This is a genomic window from Amycolatopsis sp. NPDC058340, assembly GCF_042723975.1.
Lineage (GTDB): Bacteria > Actinomycetota > Actinomycetes > Mycobacteriales > Pseudonocardiaceae > Amycolatopsis.
This window is the reverse complement of sequence record NZ_JBHXIB010000003.1, coordinates 143,760-158,383: the sequence shown is the minus strand read 5'-3', so window position 1 is coordinate 158,383 and position 14,624 is coordinate 143,760. Positions and strand designations below refer to the sequence as shown.

Sequence of the window (14,624 nt, the reverse complement as noted above, 5' to 3'; positions counted from 1 at the left end):
CTCGATGAAACACCAGGCGCAAGTGTTTCACAAGGTCCTGCTCGGCACCCGTCCTTCCACGAGCGCCCCGAGCAGCGTCGACGCCGCTTCGAGATCGGGGGTCCGGGAGGCGAGGACGTCCGAATACAGGAACGCCTCCCCCAGCCGCACGATGGCGTAACAGAGGCTGTCCAGACTCACCGCGGGTACGAAACCACCCGCGTCGACGTCGCGGCGAAGGAGCTCGACGTGTGCCGCGATCACCCTCGGCTGGACACGGCCGTCCGGATCGGTCAGCAGCCTGATCGCCAGCACCGGCTCGTCGTCGAGAAAGCGCCGGAACCCCGCGCTCGCCGCCAGCACGGACCGGTACTCGCGCATGATCGAAAGACAGCGCAGTTCGCCGGCCGCGTTGCGCACCACGTCGCCCTCTTCGCGCTCCCAGGTGCGCGCGGCGGCCGTCAGGGTGCGCTCGGACAGGTAGTAGAGGGCATCACCGAGCAGGTCTTCCCGGTTTCCGACGCGACGGAACAGGGTGCTGCGCGAGATGCCCAGGTTCTGGGCGAAGGCGGAGGTGTCGACGCGGACGCCGCGATCGATCCACCGGGCCGCCGCGCGGACTATGTCCTCGGCTGAGGGATTCACGATCGCCGATCGTACGGGCGCCCGGCCCGGTGAGGGCGGCCGCGGATCAACACTGGCGATTTCACCGATGCAGGCGCCTCCGCCGGTTTGTCACAGTCCATCACCACGGACTGTGTTCAACGGCGAACGGAGACGGCACCATGCGTAGTACGACCCGGATCCTTTGTGGACTGGCCACCGTCGCGGCACTCACTGTCGCCCCCGCGGCCTACGCCGCCGAGAACCCCTACGAACGAGGACCGGACCCGACGGAAAGCAGCATCGAAGCCTCCCGCGGCTCTTTCGCGGTGTCTCAGACCTCCGTGTCGAGCCTGGCCGTCACCGGCTTCGGCGGCGGAACCATCTACTACCCGACCAGCACCGCGCAGGGCACGTTCGGCGCGGTCGCCATCTCGCCGGGGTTCACCGCGACGCAGTCGAGCATCGCGTGGATGGGCCCGCGGCTGGCGTCGCAGGGCTTCGTGGTGTTCACCATCGACACCAACACCATCTACGACCAGCCCGAGAGCCGCGGTGACCAGCTGCTCGCCGCGCTCGACTACCTGACCCAGCGCAGCACCGTCCGCTCCCGCATCGACACCACCCGGCTCGCGGTGGCGGGGCACTCGATGGGCGGCGGCGGGTCGCTCGAAGCCGCGCAGGACCGGCCGTCGCTGCAGGCGGCGGTGCCGCTCGCGCCGTGGAACACGCAGAAATCGTGGTCCTCGCTGCGGGTGCCGACGTTCATCATCGGCGGCGAGTCCGACTCCGTCGCGCCGGTGGCGTCGCACTCGATCCCGTTCTACACCAGCATTCCCGCCTCGGCGGAGAAGGCGTACATGGAGCTGGACAACGCGAGCCACTTCTTCCCGAACACGGCGAACACGACCATGGCCAAGTACACGATCTCGTGGCTGAAGCGGTTCGTGGACAACGACACCCGCTACGAGCAGTTCCTCTGCCCCGCCCCGGACGACCGCACGATCAGCGACTACCGGGACACATGTCCGCACGCCTGAGTGTCCTCGGCCCCGGCGCGCCCGCGCCGGGGCCCCCTTCCGCCGTTGGGAGTTCTTGCGTGACCCTGTCGACCTTCGAGATGTCCGGCGTATCGGTGACCTTCGGTGGTCTCGTCGCGTTGTCGGACGTCTCCCTGACCGTCGCACCGGGCCGGGTGCTCGGGGTGATCGGCCCGAACGGGGCGGGCAAGACCACGCTCTTCAACGTCGCGTGCGGTTTCGTCCGGCCGGACACCGGCACGCTGTCCTGGCGCGGCGAGGAACTGCGGCGGCTGCGTCCCCATCACCTCGCCGGCCTCGGCATCGCGCGCGGGTTGCAGGAACTCGGCCTGTTCGACCGGATGACCGTGCTGGAGAACGTCCTCGTGGGCGCCGGCAAGCACGCGAAATCCAGTTTCTGGACTTCGCTGCTGGGGCTGACGAAGGACGAGAAGGCCCTGACCGAGCGGGCGATGACGCAGCTGGAGGATTTCGGCATCGCCGACGTCGCCCAGCGTTATCCCACCAGCCTTCCTTACCCGATCAGGAAAAGGGTCGCTCTGGCGCGAGCGCTGGTAAGCGAACCCGACCTGCTGCTGCTCGACGAACCGGCGGGCGGCCTGTCGTCGGCCGAGATCGACGAGATCGGCGCGCTGGTCCGCGGCCTGACCGAACGCATGTCGGTGATGCTCGTCGAACACCATATGGATCTGGTGATGGAGGTCTGCGACGAGATCGTGGTGCTGGATTTCGGCAGGGTCATCGCCCGCGGCACCCCGGACGGGATCCGCGCGGATCCCGCGGTCCAGGCGGCCTACCTCGGCGAGGAGGTGGCCGGTGCTGACCGTTGAGCGGCTCTCGGCGAGCTACGGCCCGGTGCGGGCACTCGATTCGGTGAGCCTTTCCGCCGCCGAAGGCGAGATCACCGCGGTGCTCGGCGCGAACGGCGCGGGCAAGACCACGTTGCTGCGCACCATCTCCGGGCTCGTCCGGCACGCGGGCGGCCGCGTCTGTCTCGGCGGCAGGGACTTGAGCCGAGTGTCCACAGAGGACCTTCCGGCACTGGGTCTCGCGCATGTTCCCGAAGGCCGCGGCGTACTGGCCGAACTGACCGTCGAGGAGAACCTGCGGCTCGGCGCGCTCGGGGCACGCGGCCGGGTGAAAACGGCCGACCTGCGCCGGATCTACGACCTCTTCCCCGTGCTCGCCGACCGCAAGAACGGTCTCGCGCACGTCCTTTCCGGCGGGGAGCGGCAGATGCTGGTCATCGGCCGCGCGCTGCTCTCCCGGCCGAAGGTGCTGCTGCTCGACGAACCGTCCTTGGGCCTCGCGCCCAGGATCGTCGCGAAGATCTTCGGCCTGCTGCGCGCTCTCGTCCACGACGAAGGGCTGGCCGTCGTGCTGGTCGAGCAGAACGCGCGCAGCGCGCTGTCCATCGCCGATCACGGTGTCGTGCTCAACCTCGGGCGGGTCGTGGTCCGGCGGGACGCGGCCGCGCTCGTCGCGGACGACGCGCTCCGGCACGCCTACCTCGGATTCTGAAAGGGAGCTTCGTGCAGCAACTGCTCACCACCGCGCTCACCGGCCTGACGCTGGGCGCGGTCTACGCCGCGTTCGCGCTGGCGCTCGTGCTGATCTGGCGCGCGACGCGGATCGTGAACTTCGCGCAAGCGCCGATGGCGATGATCACCACCTACGTCGCGCTGGTCCTGATCGACGCGGGCTGGTCGTACTGGGCGGGATTCGCCATCGCCCTGCTTTCGGGTCTGGCGCTCGGCGCGCTGGTGGAACGGTTCGTGATCCGGTTCGTGTCCGGGAAACCCGAGATCAACGCCGTCATCCTGACGCTGGGGCTGTTCATCGTGCTGCACGCGCTGGCGGCACTGGTGTTCGGCTCGCGGTACCGGTCGTTCCCGGCGCCGTTCGGGCTCACCGGGTTCCAGGTCGGCGGCACGACGATCGCGCTGACCGGATTCGGCGTGTTCACCATCGCCGCCGTCGGCGTGGTGCTGATCGGGCTCGTGGTGCTGTTCCGCGGCACCGATCTGGGCCTGCGGATGCGGGCCGCGGCCTTCGACCGCGAGGTGGCCCGCCTGCTCGGCGTGCGGGTCGGGCGGATGCTCACCCTCGGCTGGGCTCTGGCCGCGCTCGCCGGTTCCCTGTCGGGTCTGCTGATCGCCGGCGGCGGGCTCGTGCATCCGTCCTATATGGACGGTGTGGTGGTGTACGGCTTCGTGGCCGCGGTGCTCGGCGGGCTGGACAGCCCGGTCGGCGCGGTCGTCGGCGGCGTCGTCCTCGGCCTGTCGCTGAGCCTGGTGAGCGGCTACGTCGGCGCGGAACTGGTGCCGCTGGCCGCGCTGGCGCTGCTCATGGCGGCGCTGCTCCTGAAACCCGGCGGCCTGTTCACGAACGTTCGCGAACGGAGGGTCTGACGTGCCGCGGCGTCATCTGCCGACCGCGCTCGCCGCGCTGGTCGTCGTCGTGCTCGTGCTGGAGAACTCCGGACCGTACCTCACCGCGCAGTTCACCACGATGGCGTATCTCGCGATCGCGGCGGGCGGTCTGACCGTCCTCACCGGACTCAACGGGCAACTCTCCCTCGGCCACGGCGCTTTGATGGCCGTCGGCGCCTACTCGACGGCGCTCCTGCTGAGGTCGGATACCTTGCCGCTCTTGGTGATCCTGCTCCTGGCGACGGTGATCACCCTGATCGTCGGGGCGCTCGTGGGGGTCGCCGCCGCCAGGCTGCACGGGCCGTATCTCGCCGGGGCGACCCTCGCGCTCGCCGTCGCGGTCCCCGGGATCCCGTTGTTCTTCGGTGAATCGCTCGGTGGTGAGCAGGGTTTGCCCGTGCGGATGCCGGAGATCCCCGCCTGGCTGGCGGACGCGGCGTACTTCGTCACCGGCCAGGACCTCACGGCGATCCGTTATCTCGCTTACCTTTCCTGGTTCGCGGTGATCGCCGTGTTCGTCCTGCTGGCGAATCTCTCGCGCGGTCGCGTCGGACGCGACTGGCGGGCGGTCCGCGACGAGGACGTGGCCGCCGAGCTGGCCGGGATCGACCTCGGCCGCACCCGGGTGCGGGCGTTCGTGGTCAGCGCGGGATGCGCGGGACTGGCCGGAGCGCTGATGGCGTTGTCCGCGCGGCTCGCGGCGCCGAGCGGTTTCGCGCTGACGCTGTCGCTGCTGCTGGTGTCCGCGGTGGTGCTCGGTGGTCTCGGGAGCCTCACCGGAGCGCTCGCCGGGGCCGCGCTGCTGACCTTCCTGCCGCCGCTGGTGACCGGCGCCGGAACGGATCTCGGCCTGACGGACGTGCAGGCCGCGCATCTGGCGCCGTTGATCTACGGCCTGGTCACCGTGCTGATCGTGCTGCTCGCACCGGCGGGCCTCGCCGGCGGGCTGCGGAAACTCATCCACTGGAGGCGAAGTTCATGAAACGCTGGACCAAGGCCGTGGCCGTCTTCCTGGCCGTGACGGTCACCGCCGCCTGCGGTGCGGGCGGCAGACCCGAGGGCGAACAGAAGGGGTCGACGGTCGGCGTCACCGACACGACCATCAAGATCGGGGCGCATTTCCCGCTGACCGGCGTCGCCGCGCCGGGCTACAGCGAGATCCCGAGCGGGCATCAGGCCTACTACGACTACGTGAACGCGAACGGCGGCGTCCACGGCCGCAAGATCGAGTTCGTGGTGAAGGACGACGGCTACAACCCGACCACGACCAGCTCGGTCACCAACGAACTGGTGCTCAAGGAAGAGATCTTCGCGATGGTCGGCGGTCTCGGGACGCCGACGCACAGCGCCGTCGTCGACTTCCTGAACAACTCCAAGGTGCCGGACCTGTTCGTGTCGTCGGGTTCGCTGCGCTGGGGCGACGACCCGAAGAAGGCGCCGTTCACCTTCGGCTGGCAGCCGGATTACGAGATCGAAGGCAAGATCATCGGCGACTGGGTGCGCAAGAACCTGCCGAACGCCAAGATCGGCCTGTTCCTCCAGGACGACGACTTCGGCCGCGACGGCGAGAAGGGCGCGCGGCGCTACCTCGGCCAGCAGATCGTGGAAGTCGCGAAGTACTCGCCTGGCAACACCGACATCGCGCCGCAGATCGCGAAACTCAAGGCCGCGGGCGTGGATCTGGTGCTGGGCTTCACCGTTCCGTCGTACACCGCGCTTTCACAGCTGGCTTCGCTGAAGATCGGGTTCAAGCCTAAGTGGTTCTACAGCAACGTCGGCTCCGATCCCGCGCTCGTCGGCTCCCTGCTCGCGCGGTTCTCCGAAGGCAAGGTGACCAACGGTGCGTCGCTCATCGACGGCGTGGTCACCACCGAATACCTGCCCGGTGTCGACGCGCCGGACAACGCGTGGACGAAGCTGTGGCAGAACGTCTGGAAGGCGCACGGCAAGGGCGGCGACCTGACGAACTACCGCATCTACGGGATGGCGCAGGCGTACACGTTCGTCCAGGCGTTGCGGGCGGCCGGAAAGGACCTGACGCGGGAACGGATCGTCGAAGTGCTCCAGCAGTCCGGGAAGTCGTTCGAGGGACCGGGCCTCGCGCCGTTCCGTTACACCGGGGAAAGCCACCTGGGCATCTCCGGGATGTCCGTGGTCGAGCTCAAAGGCGGCGTCGGCAAGGATCTGACACCGGTACTGGTGACCGACCTCGGCGACGCCGCCATCGAGGCGAACGACTCGGCGGCGAACGACGCGCCGCCGCCGAACGGGATTCCCGGCAGCTGAGTCACTTCGCCGGCAGGACGCGTCCCCGCACCTCGCCGAACCCGATCCGCGAGCCGTTCGCGCCGGGCGCGGTGCCGGTGATCACGACCTCGTCGCCGTCCTGCAGGAAGGTGCGCTCCTCCCCCTTGACCGTGAGCGGTTCCTTGCCGCCCCAGGACAATTCGAGGAACGCGCCGCGCTGACGCTTCTCCGGTCCGGAGATCGTCCCGGAGCCGTACAGGTCACCCGTGCGTGAGGAGGCGCCGTTGACCGTCAGGTGCGCGAGCATCTGCGCGGGTGACCAGTACATCTCGCGGAACGGCGGACGGCTGACCTCTTCGCCGTTCCACTCGATGACGAGGTCGATGTCGAGCCCCCACGGGTCGCTCTCGCGCAGGTACGGCAGCGGCTCCGGATCGGTCTGGCCGGGCAGCGGGATCCGCGCGGCTTCGAGCGCCAGGATCGGCACCACCCAGGGAGAGATCGAGGTCGCGAAGCTCTTGCCGAGGTGCGGGCCCAGCGGGACGTATTCCCACGCCTGGATGTCACGGGCCGACCAGTCGTTGAGCAGGACCGCGCCGAAGACGTGACGGGGGAAGTCGTCCGGCGTGATCGGGGTGTTCAGCGGGGTCCCGGTGCCGACGACGAACCCCATCTCGGCCTCGATGTCCAGCCGCGCGCTCGGCCCGAACACCGGCGCCGCTTCGGCCGGGGCCTTGCGCTGGCCGCTCGGGCGCACGATGTCCGTACCGGAGACCAGGACCGTGCCGGAGCGCCCGTGGTAGCCGACCGGGAGGTGCTTCCAGTTGGGCAGCAACGGTTCCGCGTCGGGGCGGAAGAGCCTGCCGACGTTCGAGGCGTGGTGTTCGGAGGCGTAGAAGTCGACGTAGTCCGCGACCTCGATCGGCAGGTGCAGGGTCACCCGTCCGATCGCGTGGACCGCGCCGTCGGGGACCTCGCCGGAGACCAGGTCGCGGATCCGCTCGCGGACCGCGACCCAGCGGTCGTATCCCTGCGCCATGAACGGGTTCAGCGTCGGCGCGGCGAACACGTCGTCGCCGAGCGCCGCGGCCAGGTCGACGACCGAGTCGCCGGCACGCACGCCGACGCGTGGCGAATCGCCGTCGACGGAGAACACGCCGTACGGCAGGTTGTCGATCCCGAACAGCGAGCCTGCGGGGATGTCGATCGTGGTCATGCCTCTCCTCGGGGCGCCTCGAGCAGGCCGAGTCCGGCCAGTTCGGTCAGGGGGTCGGTGATGCTGCAGGTGCCGAACGACGTGAAACCCGCGCGGACCGCGGCGACACGATCCGCGTCCAGCGCCCGGAGCCGCTCGGCGACGACGGCGCCGTCTCGTTCGGCGAGCACGGCTTCGGCGTCGCCGCCGGTGAGGACGGCGTCGGTGGCGAGCATCAGGTTGAGGAAACCGTGCTGTTCGAAGCCGGTCTCCGGATCGGTGTTGCGGAGGGCGTGGTGCAGCCCCGCGGTGGCCTTGAACGGGACGTCCGCCTCGACGGCCGCCCGGACCGCGGCGGCGAGTTCCGCCTCGCCGGGGTACAGATCGGCCCGGACGCCGCCGGTGCGGAACTTCGCCTGATGACCGGTGCCGGAAAGCGCGGTCAGCAGCGGGACACGCCGCTCGTCACGCGGGATCTCGACGAAGACCGGCGCGGTGGCGCGGGAAAGCGCGGCCAGCACCTCGTCCGGGCCCATCCCGTCCGGGACGGCGATCTCGAGCGCGGCGAGTTTCACCGGGAGCTTGGCGACGGCCTCGTTCACGCCGTCCAGCTGCGCCGGTCCGCCGGGCAGGGTCACCGAGACCGGCAGCGGGGTCTCCCGGTCGCCCAGCACTTCGGCGAGGTCGCCGAGCGCGGTCGCGGCGATGACCAGCGGCCCGACGAGATCGGCGTACCAAGCGCCGAGGTGCTCGTCGTGTGCCGCGACGGCGTCCGGCAGCGGGGCCAGACCGGGCGGGAACACCGCGGCGTCGTCGCACAGCCCGGCGAAGAGCGCGGGAATCCGTCCGCCGTGCACCATGGTCTCCTCCTCGCCGATTTAGTTCACACTTTGACTATCCATCGGGCAGCGTAGCCCGGTCTTCCTGACGACGGGAAGGCCTACTTGCGGCTCCGGGTGCCGAACTCGGCGCGGCTGGTGATCAGCTTGCCCAGCAGCATCACGAGGATGCGCTGTTCGGTCTCGGTCAACGCGTTCGTCCAGCCGAATTCGCGCTCGTTGTGCTCACGGAAGACCGAGACCATCTCCTCGTGTCCCGCCTCGGTGAGCGACAACCGCACCGACCGGCCGTCGCGCTCGTCCGGGGCCCGGTCGAGCATCCCCTCGGCGACCAGCGTCTTGACCAGATTCGACACCGCGGCCCGGCTCATCCCGGTCAGCCGGGCCGCACTGGTCGGTTCGAGCGGTCCGGCGAGCCAGACCACGAACAGCAGCCGGAACGCCGACCAGGACCGTCCGCGCGGCCGGTGCACCGCGGCTTCGAGGTCGTAGGTCACCAGGTCGGAGGCGCGATTGAGGGTCAGCAGCACCTCGGTCGCCAGCTGGTGACGGAAACCGTACTCGTGCGCGAGCCGCCGGTTCGCCAGCGCCACGAACGACCAGAAGTCCAGCCCGGCCGCGTCCCCGTCTTCCATCGGCGAACACTAACCCGGTACTCCGAAAATGGTCAAAGTCGAAACAACTTTGCGCGTAACTCGCGTGATTGGGGCCGTAACACGCTGTTCCGCCTCCAATCACGCGAGTTACGCCTTCGATCACGCGAGTTACGCCTGGAGGTTCGCCCATTTCGCACGCTTGATCATGGAGGTTTCTCCATGGCGGGAGGTCGGGTGGCACCGGTTTGCTGGGGACATGAGCAGAACGGAAGTGCCACCCGGGACCGCCAAGGCCGTCCGGGTGGCCGCAGGGGATCTGGTGCGGGTGATCGACGTCGACGGCGGCCAGGTCGGGGACGTGTTCGCCTTCCGCGACGGCGGCGGGACCGGACTGACCGAGCACCACAGCGCGGCGCACACCCGCGCCGGCGTCGACAGGCTGTTCCCGGCCGTCGGCGAGGCCTTCCTGACCGACCTGCGCCGCCCGATCCTCACGCTGGTCGAAGACACCTCGCCCGGTGAGCACGACATGCTCATCCCGGCCTGCGACCCGGCCCGGTACACCGCGCTGGGCGCTCCGGGGCACCGGTCCTGCGCCACGAACCTGCGTGAGGCGCTGACAGACGAAGGCTTGAGCTTCACGGGCCCGGCGCCGCAGCCGATCAACGTCTTCATGCGCGTCCCGGTCGGCGACGACGGACGCCTGAACTGGCTCACCGCGACCTCGCGGCCCGGCGACGCGGTGACCCTGCGCGCCGAGATGGACTGCGTCGTCGTGGTCTCCGCCTGCCCGCAAGACCTCGTCCGGATCAGCGACGCCGGACTCTCCCCGCTCGCCATCGAAACCGTCCACATTGGAGGAACCCGGTCATGACGACCACCGTCGAACACCCCGCGCTCGCCCCGGCCACCCTCGGCGGCCTCGCGCTGCGCAACCGCTACGCCGTCGCCCCGATGTCCCGTGTCTCCGCGCGGCCGGACGGCACCCCGACCGGCGAAATGGCCGACTACTACGCCGAATTCGCCCGCGGCGGCTTCGGGCTGGTGTTCAGTGAAGGCACCTACCCCGACAGCGCCGCCAGCCAGGGATACCTCAACCAGCCGGGCCTCGCGCGGGACGAACACATCGCGGGCTGGCGGGTGGTCACCGCCGGAGTGCGTGCGGCGGGTGGCCGGATGATCGCGCAGCTCATGCACGCCGGCGCGATCGCGCAAGGCCACTCGAACACCGTCGCTCCTTCGGCCGTCCAGCCGCGCGGGGAGAAGATGCGCGCGTACGGCGGCTCCGGGCCGTGGCCGGTCCCCCGCGAACTGACCACCACCGAGATCGACGGCGTCGTCGACGGTTTCGCGGCCGCGGCCGTACGTGCCCGCCAGGCCGGCTTCGACGGCGTCGAGGTGCACGCGGCCAACGGGTACCTGCTCGACCAGTTCCTCACCGACTACACCAACCACCGCACCGACTCCTACGGCGGGCCGGTCGCGAACCGGATCCGGCTGACCGCCCGCGTCGTGACCGCGGTCGCCGAGGCCGTGCCGGAGCTGGTGACCGGCGTGCGGCTGTCGCAGACGAAGGTCAACGACTTCACCTATCGCTGGCCCGGCGGCCGCGACGACGCCGAGGTGATCTTCGCCGCGGTCGCCGAGGCCGGCGCGCAGTATCTCCACATCGCCAGCGAGGGCAGGAACTGGCTGGAGACGGCGAAGCTGGCCGACGGCGGCACGATCACCGCGCTCGCCAGGAAGGTCACCGGGCTGCCGGTGATCGCCAACGGCGGGATGCACGACCTCGCGCAGGCGCAGGAGGTGCTCACCGGCGGGCACGCCGACCTGCTGTCGCTCGGGCACGGCGCGCTGGCCAACCCCGATCTGCCCGCCCGTGTCGCCGCGGCACAGCCCTTGGCCGAATTCGACCGGGCGATGGTCTCGCCGACGGTCACGGTGGCGAACGCGCGCCGTTGGCGGGAGAGTCGGCAGGCGTGACGGAAGCAAACTGGCACGGCGGCGCGGCCGCGGTCGCGACCCTGACCTTCGACGTCGACGCGGAATCCCCGATCCTCGCCCGAGGACGGGGCTACGCGGACCATCTGTCGACGATGTCCCATCAGGCGTACGGGCCCCGGGTCGGCGTGCCGCGCATCCTCGGCCTGCTCGACGAGCTGGCCGTGCCCGCGACGTTCTTCGTGCCGGGCTGGGTCGCCGAACAGCGGCCCGGCCTCGCCGCCACGATCGTGGAGCGCGGGCACGAGGTGGCCCACCACTCCTACAGCCACCGTCCGCCGACCGCGATGACCGCCGCCGAACAGCGCGCCGATTTCGAACGGGGCATGGCGGTGTTCGCCGCACAGGGCATCGAGATCAGCGGTCATCGCGCGGCCGGCTGGGAGTCCACTTGGGACACTCCGGCGCTGGTGGCCGAACACGGGCTGAGCTACGACTCGTCGCTGATGGCCGACGACCGGCCGTACCTGATCGAGACCGGGGCCGGCCGGATCGCCGAACTGCCGGTGCACTGGTCGCTCGACGACTGGGAACAGTACGCGTTCCTTCCGGCGCCCCAGGTCGGCTCCGTGATCACCTCGCCGGTGCGGGTGCTGGAGATGTGGCGCGCCGAGCTGGACGCGATGCGCCGCTATCGATGCCTGTTCAACCTGTGCCTGCACCCGTTCCTTTCGGGCAGGCCGGGACGGCTGGAGGCCGTGCGTGCGCTCATCGAGTTCGGGCTCGGCCTCGGCGACGTCCGGTTCGCCCGGTGCCGCGACGTGGCGGCCGCGGCGCTGGCCGACCCCGCCTTGCCCGTGGAACCGTTGCGGCGCCTCGAAGCCGACCCCGCGGTCTATCCCGACTGAGCCGCCTCCAAGGCCAGGAACAGGTCGACCCGGTCCGCGGTCCGCCCGACGTCGCGACCGGTCAGCTCGGTGACCTTGGCCAGCCGGTTCCGCAAGGTGTTGACGTGTACGTACAGCGCTGCGGCGGTGGCCGCCCACTGGCCGTCGTGGTCGAGGAACGCCCGCAAGGTGGTCTCCAGTTCGCCGTCGCGGACGCGGTCGTGCTCGCGCAGCGGGCCGAGCAGGGCGTCGGCGAAGGTGTGCCGCCACTGCTCGTCGTGCGACTCCAGCAGCAGCCGGTAGCTGCCCAGCTCGGCGAAACTCGCCGCGACCGGCCCGCCGCGCCTGCCCCGGAGCACCCGGCAGGCCTCGCGGCTGCGCGACAACGGCGTCCGCAGTTCGGCGGCGCCCGGCACCGGGTCGGCGAGCCCGACGACCACGCGCCCACCGGAGAGCCGGTGCGACACCGACGCCGCCAGCCGCGGCGCGAAGGCGGCGGGAGACTGCCTGCCCGAACGGAACGGCAGCACCGCGACGACGTCCTGGCTGCCCGCCGCCACGACCGCGGGCAACCCGTCCGCCAGCAGGAAATCCGTCACGGCCTCCGCCATCCCGGGCGGGGTCGCGGTTTCCTCACCCGCGAACGCCAGCGCGATCACCGCCAGCGGCCCGTCCGGATCGACCCCGAAGGCGCGCAACCTGCCGGGCACCTCCGCGGCACGCTGCGCCCCGGAGAGCACCATGTCCAGCAGTTCGACGGCGAACCGCATCTCGATCGCCTGCACCGCCTGGTGCCGGGCCACCTCCAGGCTGAGGTAGCGGGCGGTCTGCTCCAGCGCGTCCCGCTCGCCGGGCGTCAGCTCCGCCGCGGGACGCAGGCACAACAGGGCGGCGTCCGCGTCGCCGATCGCGCCCACGGGGAACAACGCCGCCCGCGTGCCCGCGCCGAGATCCGCCTCCAGCGGCGGTGGATGGCCTGCCAGCGCCTCGGCCGCGGCACGCGTCTGCCCGGCGTCCAGCTCGGCGCCGGCCGACGCCAGCTCCCGGCCCATCCGGTCCACGACCGCCAGCGGAAGCTCGTGCTCGCGGCGGAGGACCGCGAGCACCCCGGACGCGCCCGCGCCCCTCGACAGTGCGGACGTCAGCTCGTCGCCTCGGCGCACCAACGACATCAGCGCGTTCTGCCGGTCGGTGGCCTGGATCGCCGCGGCCGCGCGGGTGACCGCGGTGAACGGCACCGCTACCGAGATCTCCAGCAGCGGCAACCCGGCTTCCCGGCAGGCGTCGGCGAGCGCGGGAGGGGTGTCCCGTTGTTCCACGCGCAGGCCGAAGATGATCCCCGCCGCTCCGGCGCCGGCCACCCTCGCGACGAACTCCGCCGGATCGACCCGGTCCAGCCACAGGCCGTTGGTCAGCACGACCTCGTGTTCGCGCACGTACGGGCCCGGATCGGGGAGCTCCGTGTTGTGCACCCACAACACCTGCCCGGCCAGCGCTCCGTCGTGGCCGGGGACGACCACGCTCAGTTCCAGGGCCGGGTCCTCGACCAGTGCCGCCAAGGTCAGCATGACTGTGAATATATCCAGCCGAGCCGGTCCTTTATGGATGAACGGCCATTTCATCGTTTTGTCATGAGCCCTGGTTAGCGTCCCCACCGTGACAACAGTTTTCAGCACGATCGCCGAGCGCTACACGCTGCTCGAGAAGCTGGCCGACGACGGGACGGCCGTGCTCTGGCGCGGCGAGGACGGCCCGGACGGCGCCGAGGTCGCGATCAAGGAACTGCGGCTTCCCACCCACGAGCCCGCCGTCGCCGAGCGGCTCCAGCGCGAAGCCCGTGTCGCGGTGGATCACCCGTCGGTGGTGCCCGTCCGCGATGTCGTGGTCGCGGACGGGACCGCGTTCATCGTGATGGACCCGGTGGAGGGACGGACCCTGGAGGATCTCGCCGCCGCGGGTCCGCTGCCGCCGCGGTTCGTGGCCGACATCGGCGGGAGGGTGCTCGGCGCGCTCGCCGCCGCGCATACGGCGGGCGTCGTGCACGGGGACGTCCGGCCCGCGAACATCCTGGTGGGTCTCGACGGCGCCGTGAAGCTGACCGGCTTCGGGATCGCCAAGGCACTGGATCCGGCGGGCACTCCGGCCTTCCTCGCCCCCGAAACGATCGCGGGGCACGAAGGCACGCCCCATTCCGATCTCTGGTCGCTCGGCGTGACGCTGCTCAGCGCGAGCGAGGGCGGGAACTTCTTCCAGCGGGCGAACGTCGCGGCCACGTTGTACGCCGTGGTCAACGAGCAGCCACCGGTCAACCGGACACCCGGCCCGCTCGCGGACGTCCTTCGCGGGATGCTGGCGAAAGCCCCACAGGCGCGCATGCTGCCGGACGTCGCCCTCCCGTTGCTGGCCCAGGCCGCGAACGGGATCGAAACGCCGGTACCGCGGCCGCCTTCTCCCGGGCTCAGCATGCCTTCGGTGCCCGCGATCCTGGCGGGGGTGGCGGGGATCGTGTTCGGTTTCTACGTGCTGACCGACGCGATGATGGTCCACCACGCGTACCTGCTGGACGGGCACTGGGTGCCGCTCCTGCTCTGCCAGGTCGGCCTCATCCTGGCCGGTGTGTTCTCGGTGGCCGGTGGCGGCCTCCTGTTCGCCAGGGTCCGCCGGGGACAGGTCATGACCACCGTCGGCGCGGGGCTGACGCTGCTCAGCCTGCTCCTGCTGCAGACGTTGGGCGAACGGGAATACCTGGGCCTCCCCCTGTATCCGGGGCGCGTCCTCGATCTCGTCGCCCTCGTCTTCGCCGCCGCGCTGATCATCGGCGTGTGGTTGGTCCCGGCGAAACGCCCTGCTGTGGGCTGATCCGCT

15 protein-coding genes are annotated in these 14,624 nt (G+C 70.6%); 10 read left to right on the top strand and 5 right to left on the bottom strand.

The annotated features are described in order from the left end of the window. Positions 1 to 27: 27 nt before the first annotated feature. Positions 28 to 624, bottom strand: coding sequence for a QsdR family transcriptional regulator (locus ACFWIW_RS05840; protein WP_378367356.1), 597 nt, complete (start codon positions 622 to 624; stop codon positions 28 to 30). Between the two features lie 140 nt (positions 625 to 764). Between ACFWIW_RS05840 and ACFWIW_RS05835 the strand changes: the two genes are divergently transcribed. Genes ACFWIW_RS05835 through ACFWIW_RS05810 form a run of 6 tightly spaced genes read left to right on the top strand, consistent with a single transcriptional unit; the run spans position 765 to position 6,340 of the window. Further along, complete coding sequence (locus tag ACFWIW_RS05835; RefSeq protein WP_378367355.1) at positions 765 to 1,622, top strand: alpha/beta hydrolase family protein; 858 nt, start codon at positions 765 to 767, stop codon at positions 1,620 to 1,622. Between the two features lie 59 nt (positions 1,623 to 1,681). After that, the gene (locus ACFWIW_RS05830) at positions 1,682 to 2,452 is read left to right on the top strand and encodes an ABC transporter ATP-binding protein (protein ID WP_378367354.1); all 771 of its coding nucleotides are present in this window, start codon (positions 1,682 to 1,684) and stop codon (positions 2,450 to 2,452) included. After that, the gene (locus ACFWIW_RS05825) at positions 2,439 to 3,143 is read left to right on the top strand and encodes an ABC transporter ATP-binding protein (protein ID WP_378367353.1); all 705 of its coding nucleotides are present in this window, start codon (positions 2,439 to 2,441) and stop codon (positions 3,141 to 3,143) included. Before ACFWIW_RS05830 ends, ACFWIW_RS05825 begins: the two co-directional genes overlap by 14 nt. An 11-nt stretch (positions 3,144 to 3,154) precedes the next feature. After that, entirely contained in the window at positions 3,155 to 4,033 is an 879-nt protein-coding gene (locus ACFWIW_RS05820; protein ID WP_378367352.1) for a branched-chain amino acid ABC transporter permease, read from the top strand. A 1-nt stretch (position 4,034) separates the two neighbouring features. Further along, positions 4,035 to 5,036 (top strand): branched-chain amino acid ABC transporter permease, encoded by a 1,002-nt coding sequence (locus ACFWIW_RS05815; protein ID WP_378367351.1) that lies wholly within the window; start codon positions 4,035 to 4,037, stop codon positions 5,034 to 5,036. Beyond that, on the top strand, positions 5,033 to 6,340 hold the full coding sequence (locus ACFWIW_RS05810; protein WP_378367350.1) for an ABC transporter substrate-binding protein: 1,308 nt from the start codon (positions 5,033 to 5,035) through the stop codon (positions 6,338 to 6,340). Before ACFWIW_RS05815 ends, ACFWIW_RS05810 begins: the two co-directional genes overlap by 4 nt. Before the next feature lies 1 nt (position 6,341). On the opposite strand, the gene fahA is transcribed toward ACFWIW_RS05810, so the two are convergent. The 3 genes from fahA to ACFWIW_RS05795 form a co-directional block, all read right to left on the bottom strand. After that, entirely contained in the window at positions 6,342 to 7,517 is a 1,176-nt protein-coding gene (fahA, locus tag ACFWIW_RS05805; protein ID WP_378367349.1) for a fumarylacetoacetase, read from the bottom strand. Beyond that, the gene (locus ACFWIW_RS05800) at positions 7,514 to 8,356 is read right to left on the bottom strand and encodes a hypothetical protein (protein WP_378367348.1); all 843 of its coding nucleotides are present in this window, start codon (positions 8,354 to 8,356) and stop codon (positions 7,514 to 7,516) included. The genes fahA and ACFWIW_RS05800 overlap by 4 nt, the downstream gene beginning before the upstream one ends. An 80-nt stretch (positions 8,357 to 8,436) precedes the next feature. Beyond that, entirely contained in the window at positions 8,437 to 8,970 is a 534-nt protein-coding gene (locus ACFWIW_RS05795) for a MarR family winged helix-turn-helix transcriptional regulator (protein ID WP_378367347.1), read from the bottom strand. Positions 8,971 to 9,187: 217 nt separating this feature from the next. Between ACFWIW_RS05795 and ACFWIW_RS05790 the strand changes: the two genes are divergently transcribed. Genes ACFWIW_RS05790 through ACFWIW_RS05780 form a run of 3 tightly spaced genes read left to right on the top strand, consistent with a single transcriptional unit; the run spans position 9,188 to position 11,780 of the window. Next, the gene (locus ACFWIW_RS05790) at positions 9,188 to 9,805 is read left to right on the top strand and encodes a DUF1989 domain-containing protein (RefSeq protein ID WP_378367346.1); all 618 of its coding nucleotides are present in this window, start codon (positions 9,188 to 9,190) and stop codon (positions 9,803 to 9,805) included. Continuing rightward, positions 9,802 to 10,914 (top strand): tRNA-dihydrouridine synthase, encoded by a 1,113-nt coding sequence (locus ACFWIW_RS05785; protein WP_378367345.1) that lies wholly within the window; start codon positions 9,802 to 9,804, stop codon positions 10,912 to 10,914. The genes ACFWIW_RS05790 and ACFWIW_RS05785 overlap by 4 nt, the downstream gene beginning before the upstream one ends. Beyond that, positions 10,911 to 11,780: a polysaccharide deacetylase gene (locus ACFWIW_RS05780; RefSeq protein WP_378367344.1), complete on the top strand. Its 870-nt coding sequence runs from the start codon at positions 10,911 to 10,913 to the stop codon at positions 11,778 to 11,780. Before ACFWIW_RS05785 ends, ACFWIW_RS05780 begins: the two co-directional genes overlap by 4 nt. Here ACFWIW_RS05780 and ACFWIW_RS05775 read toward each other — a convergent pair. Further along, positions 11,768 to 13,327 carry a PucR family transcriptional regulator gene (locus tag ACFWIW_RS05775; RefSeq protein WP_378367343.1) on the bottom strand — a complete coding sequence of 520 codons (1,560 nt, stop codon included), beginning with the start codon at positions 13,325 to 13,327 and terminating at the stop codon, positions 11,768 to 11,770. The genes ACFWIW_RS05780 and ACFWIW_RS05775 overlap by 13 nt on opposite strands. Before the next feature lie 88 nt (positions 13,328 to 13,415). On the opposite strand from ACFWIW_RS05775, the gene ACFWIW_RS05770 reads away from it, so the two are divergent. After that, positions 13,416 to 14,618 (top strand): serine/threonine-protein kinase, encoded by a 1,203-nt coding sequence (locus ACFWIW_RS05770; RefSeq protein ID WP_378367342.1) that lies wholly within the window; start codon positions 13,416 to 13,418, stop codon positions 14,616 to 14,618. Positions 14,619 to 14,624 lie beyond the last annotated feature (6 nt).

What these genes read in the sequence shown, in the direction of transcription:
- ACFWIW_RS05835 (WP_378367355.1), top strand. Translation starts at nt 765, where the DNA reads ATGCGTAGTACGACCCGGATCCTTTGTGGACTGGCCACCGTCGCGGCA.
- ACFWIW_RS05810 (WP_378367350.1), top strand. Translation starts at nt 5,033, where the DNA reads ATGAAACGCTGGACCAAGGCCGTGGCCGTCTTCCTGGCCGTGACGGTC.
- fahA (WP_378367349.1), bottom strand. Translation starts at nt 7,517, where the DNA reads ATGACCACGATCGACATCCCCGCAGGCTCGCTGTTCGGGATCGACAAC.
- ACFWIW_RS05800 (WP_378367348.1), bottom strand. Translation starts at nt 8,356, where the DNA reads ATGGTGCACGGCGGACGGATTCCCGCGCTCTTCGCCGGGCTGTGCGAC.
- ACFWIW_RS05795 (WP_378367347.1), bottom strand. Translation starts at nt 8,970, where the DNA reads ATGGAAGACGGGGACGCGGCCGGGCTGGACTTCTGGTCGTTCGTGGCG.
- ACFWIW_RS05790 (WP_378367346.1), top strand. Translation starts at nt 9,188, where the DNA reads ATGAGCAGAACGGAAGTGCCACCCGGGACCGCCAAGGCCGTCCGGGTG.
- ACFWIW_RS05785 (WP_378367345.1), top strand. Translation starts at nt 9,802, where the DNA reads ATGACGACCACCGTCGAACACCCCGCGCTCGCCCCGGCCACCCTCGGC.
- ACFWIW_RS05775 (WP_378367343.1), bottom strand. Translation starts at nt 13,327, where the DNA reads ATGCTGACCTTGGCGGCACTGGTCGAGGACCCGGCCCTGGAACTGAGC.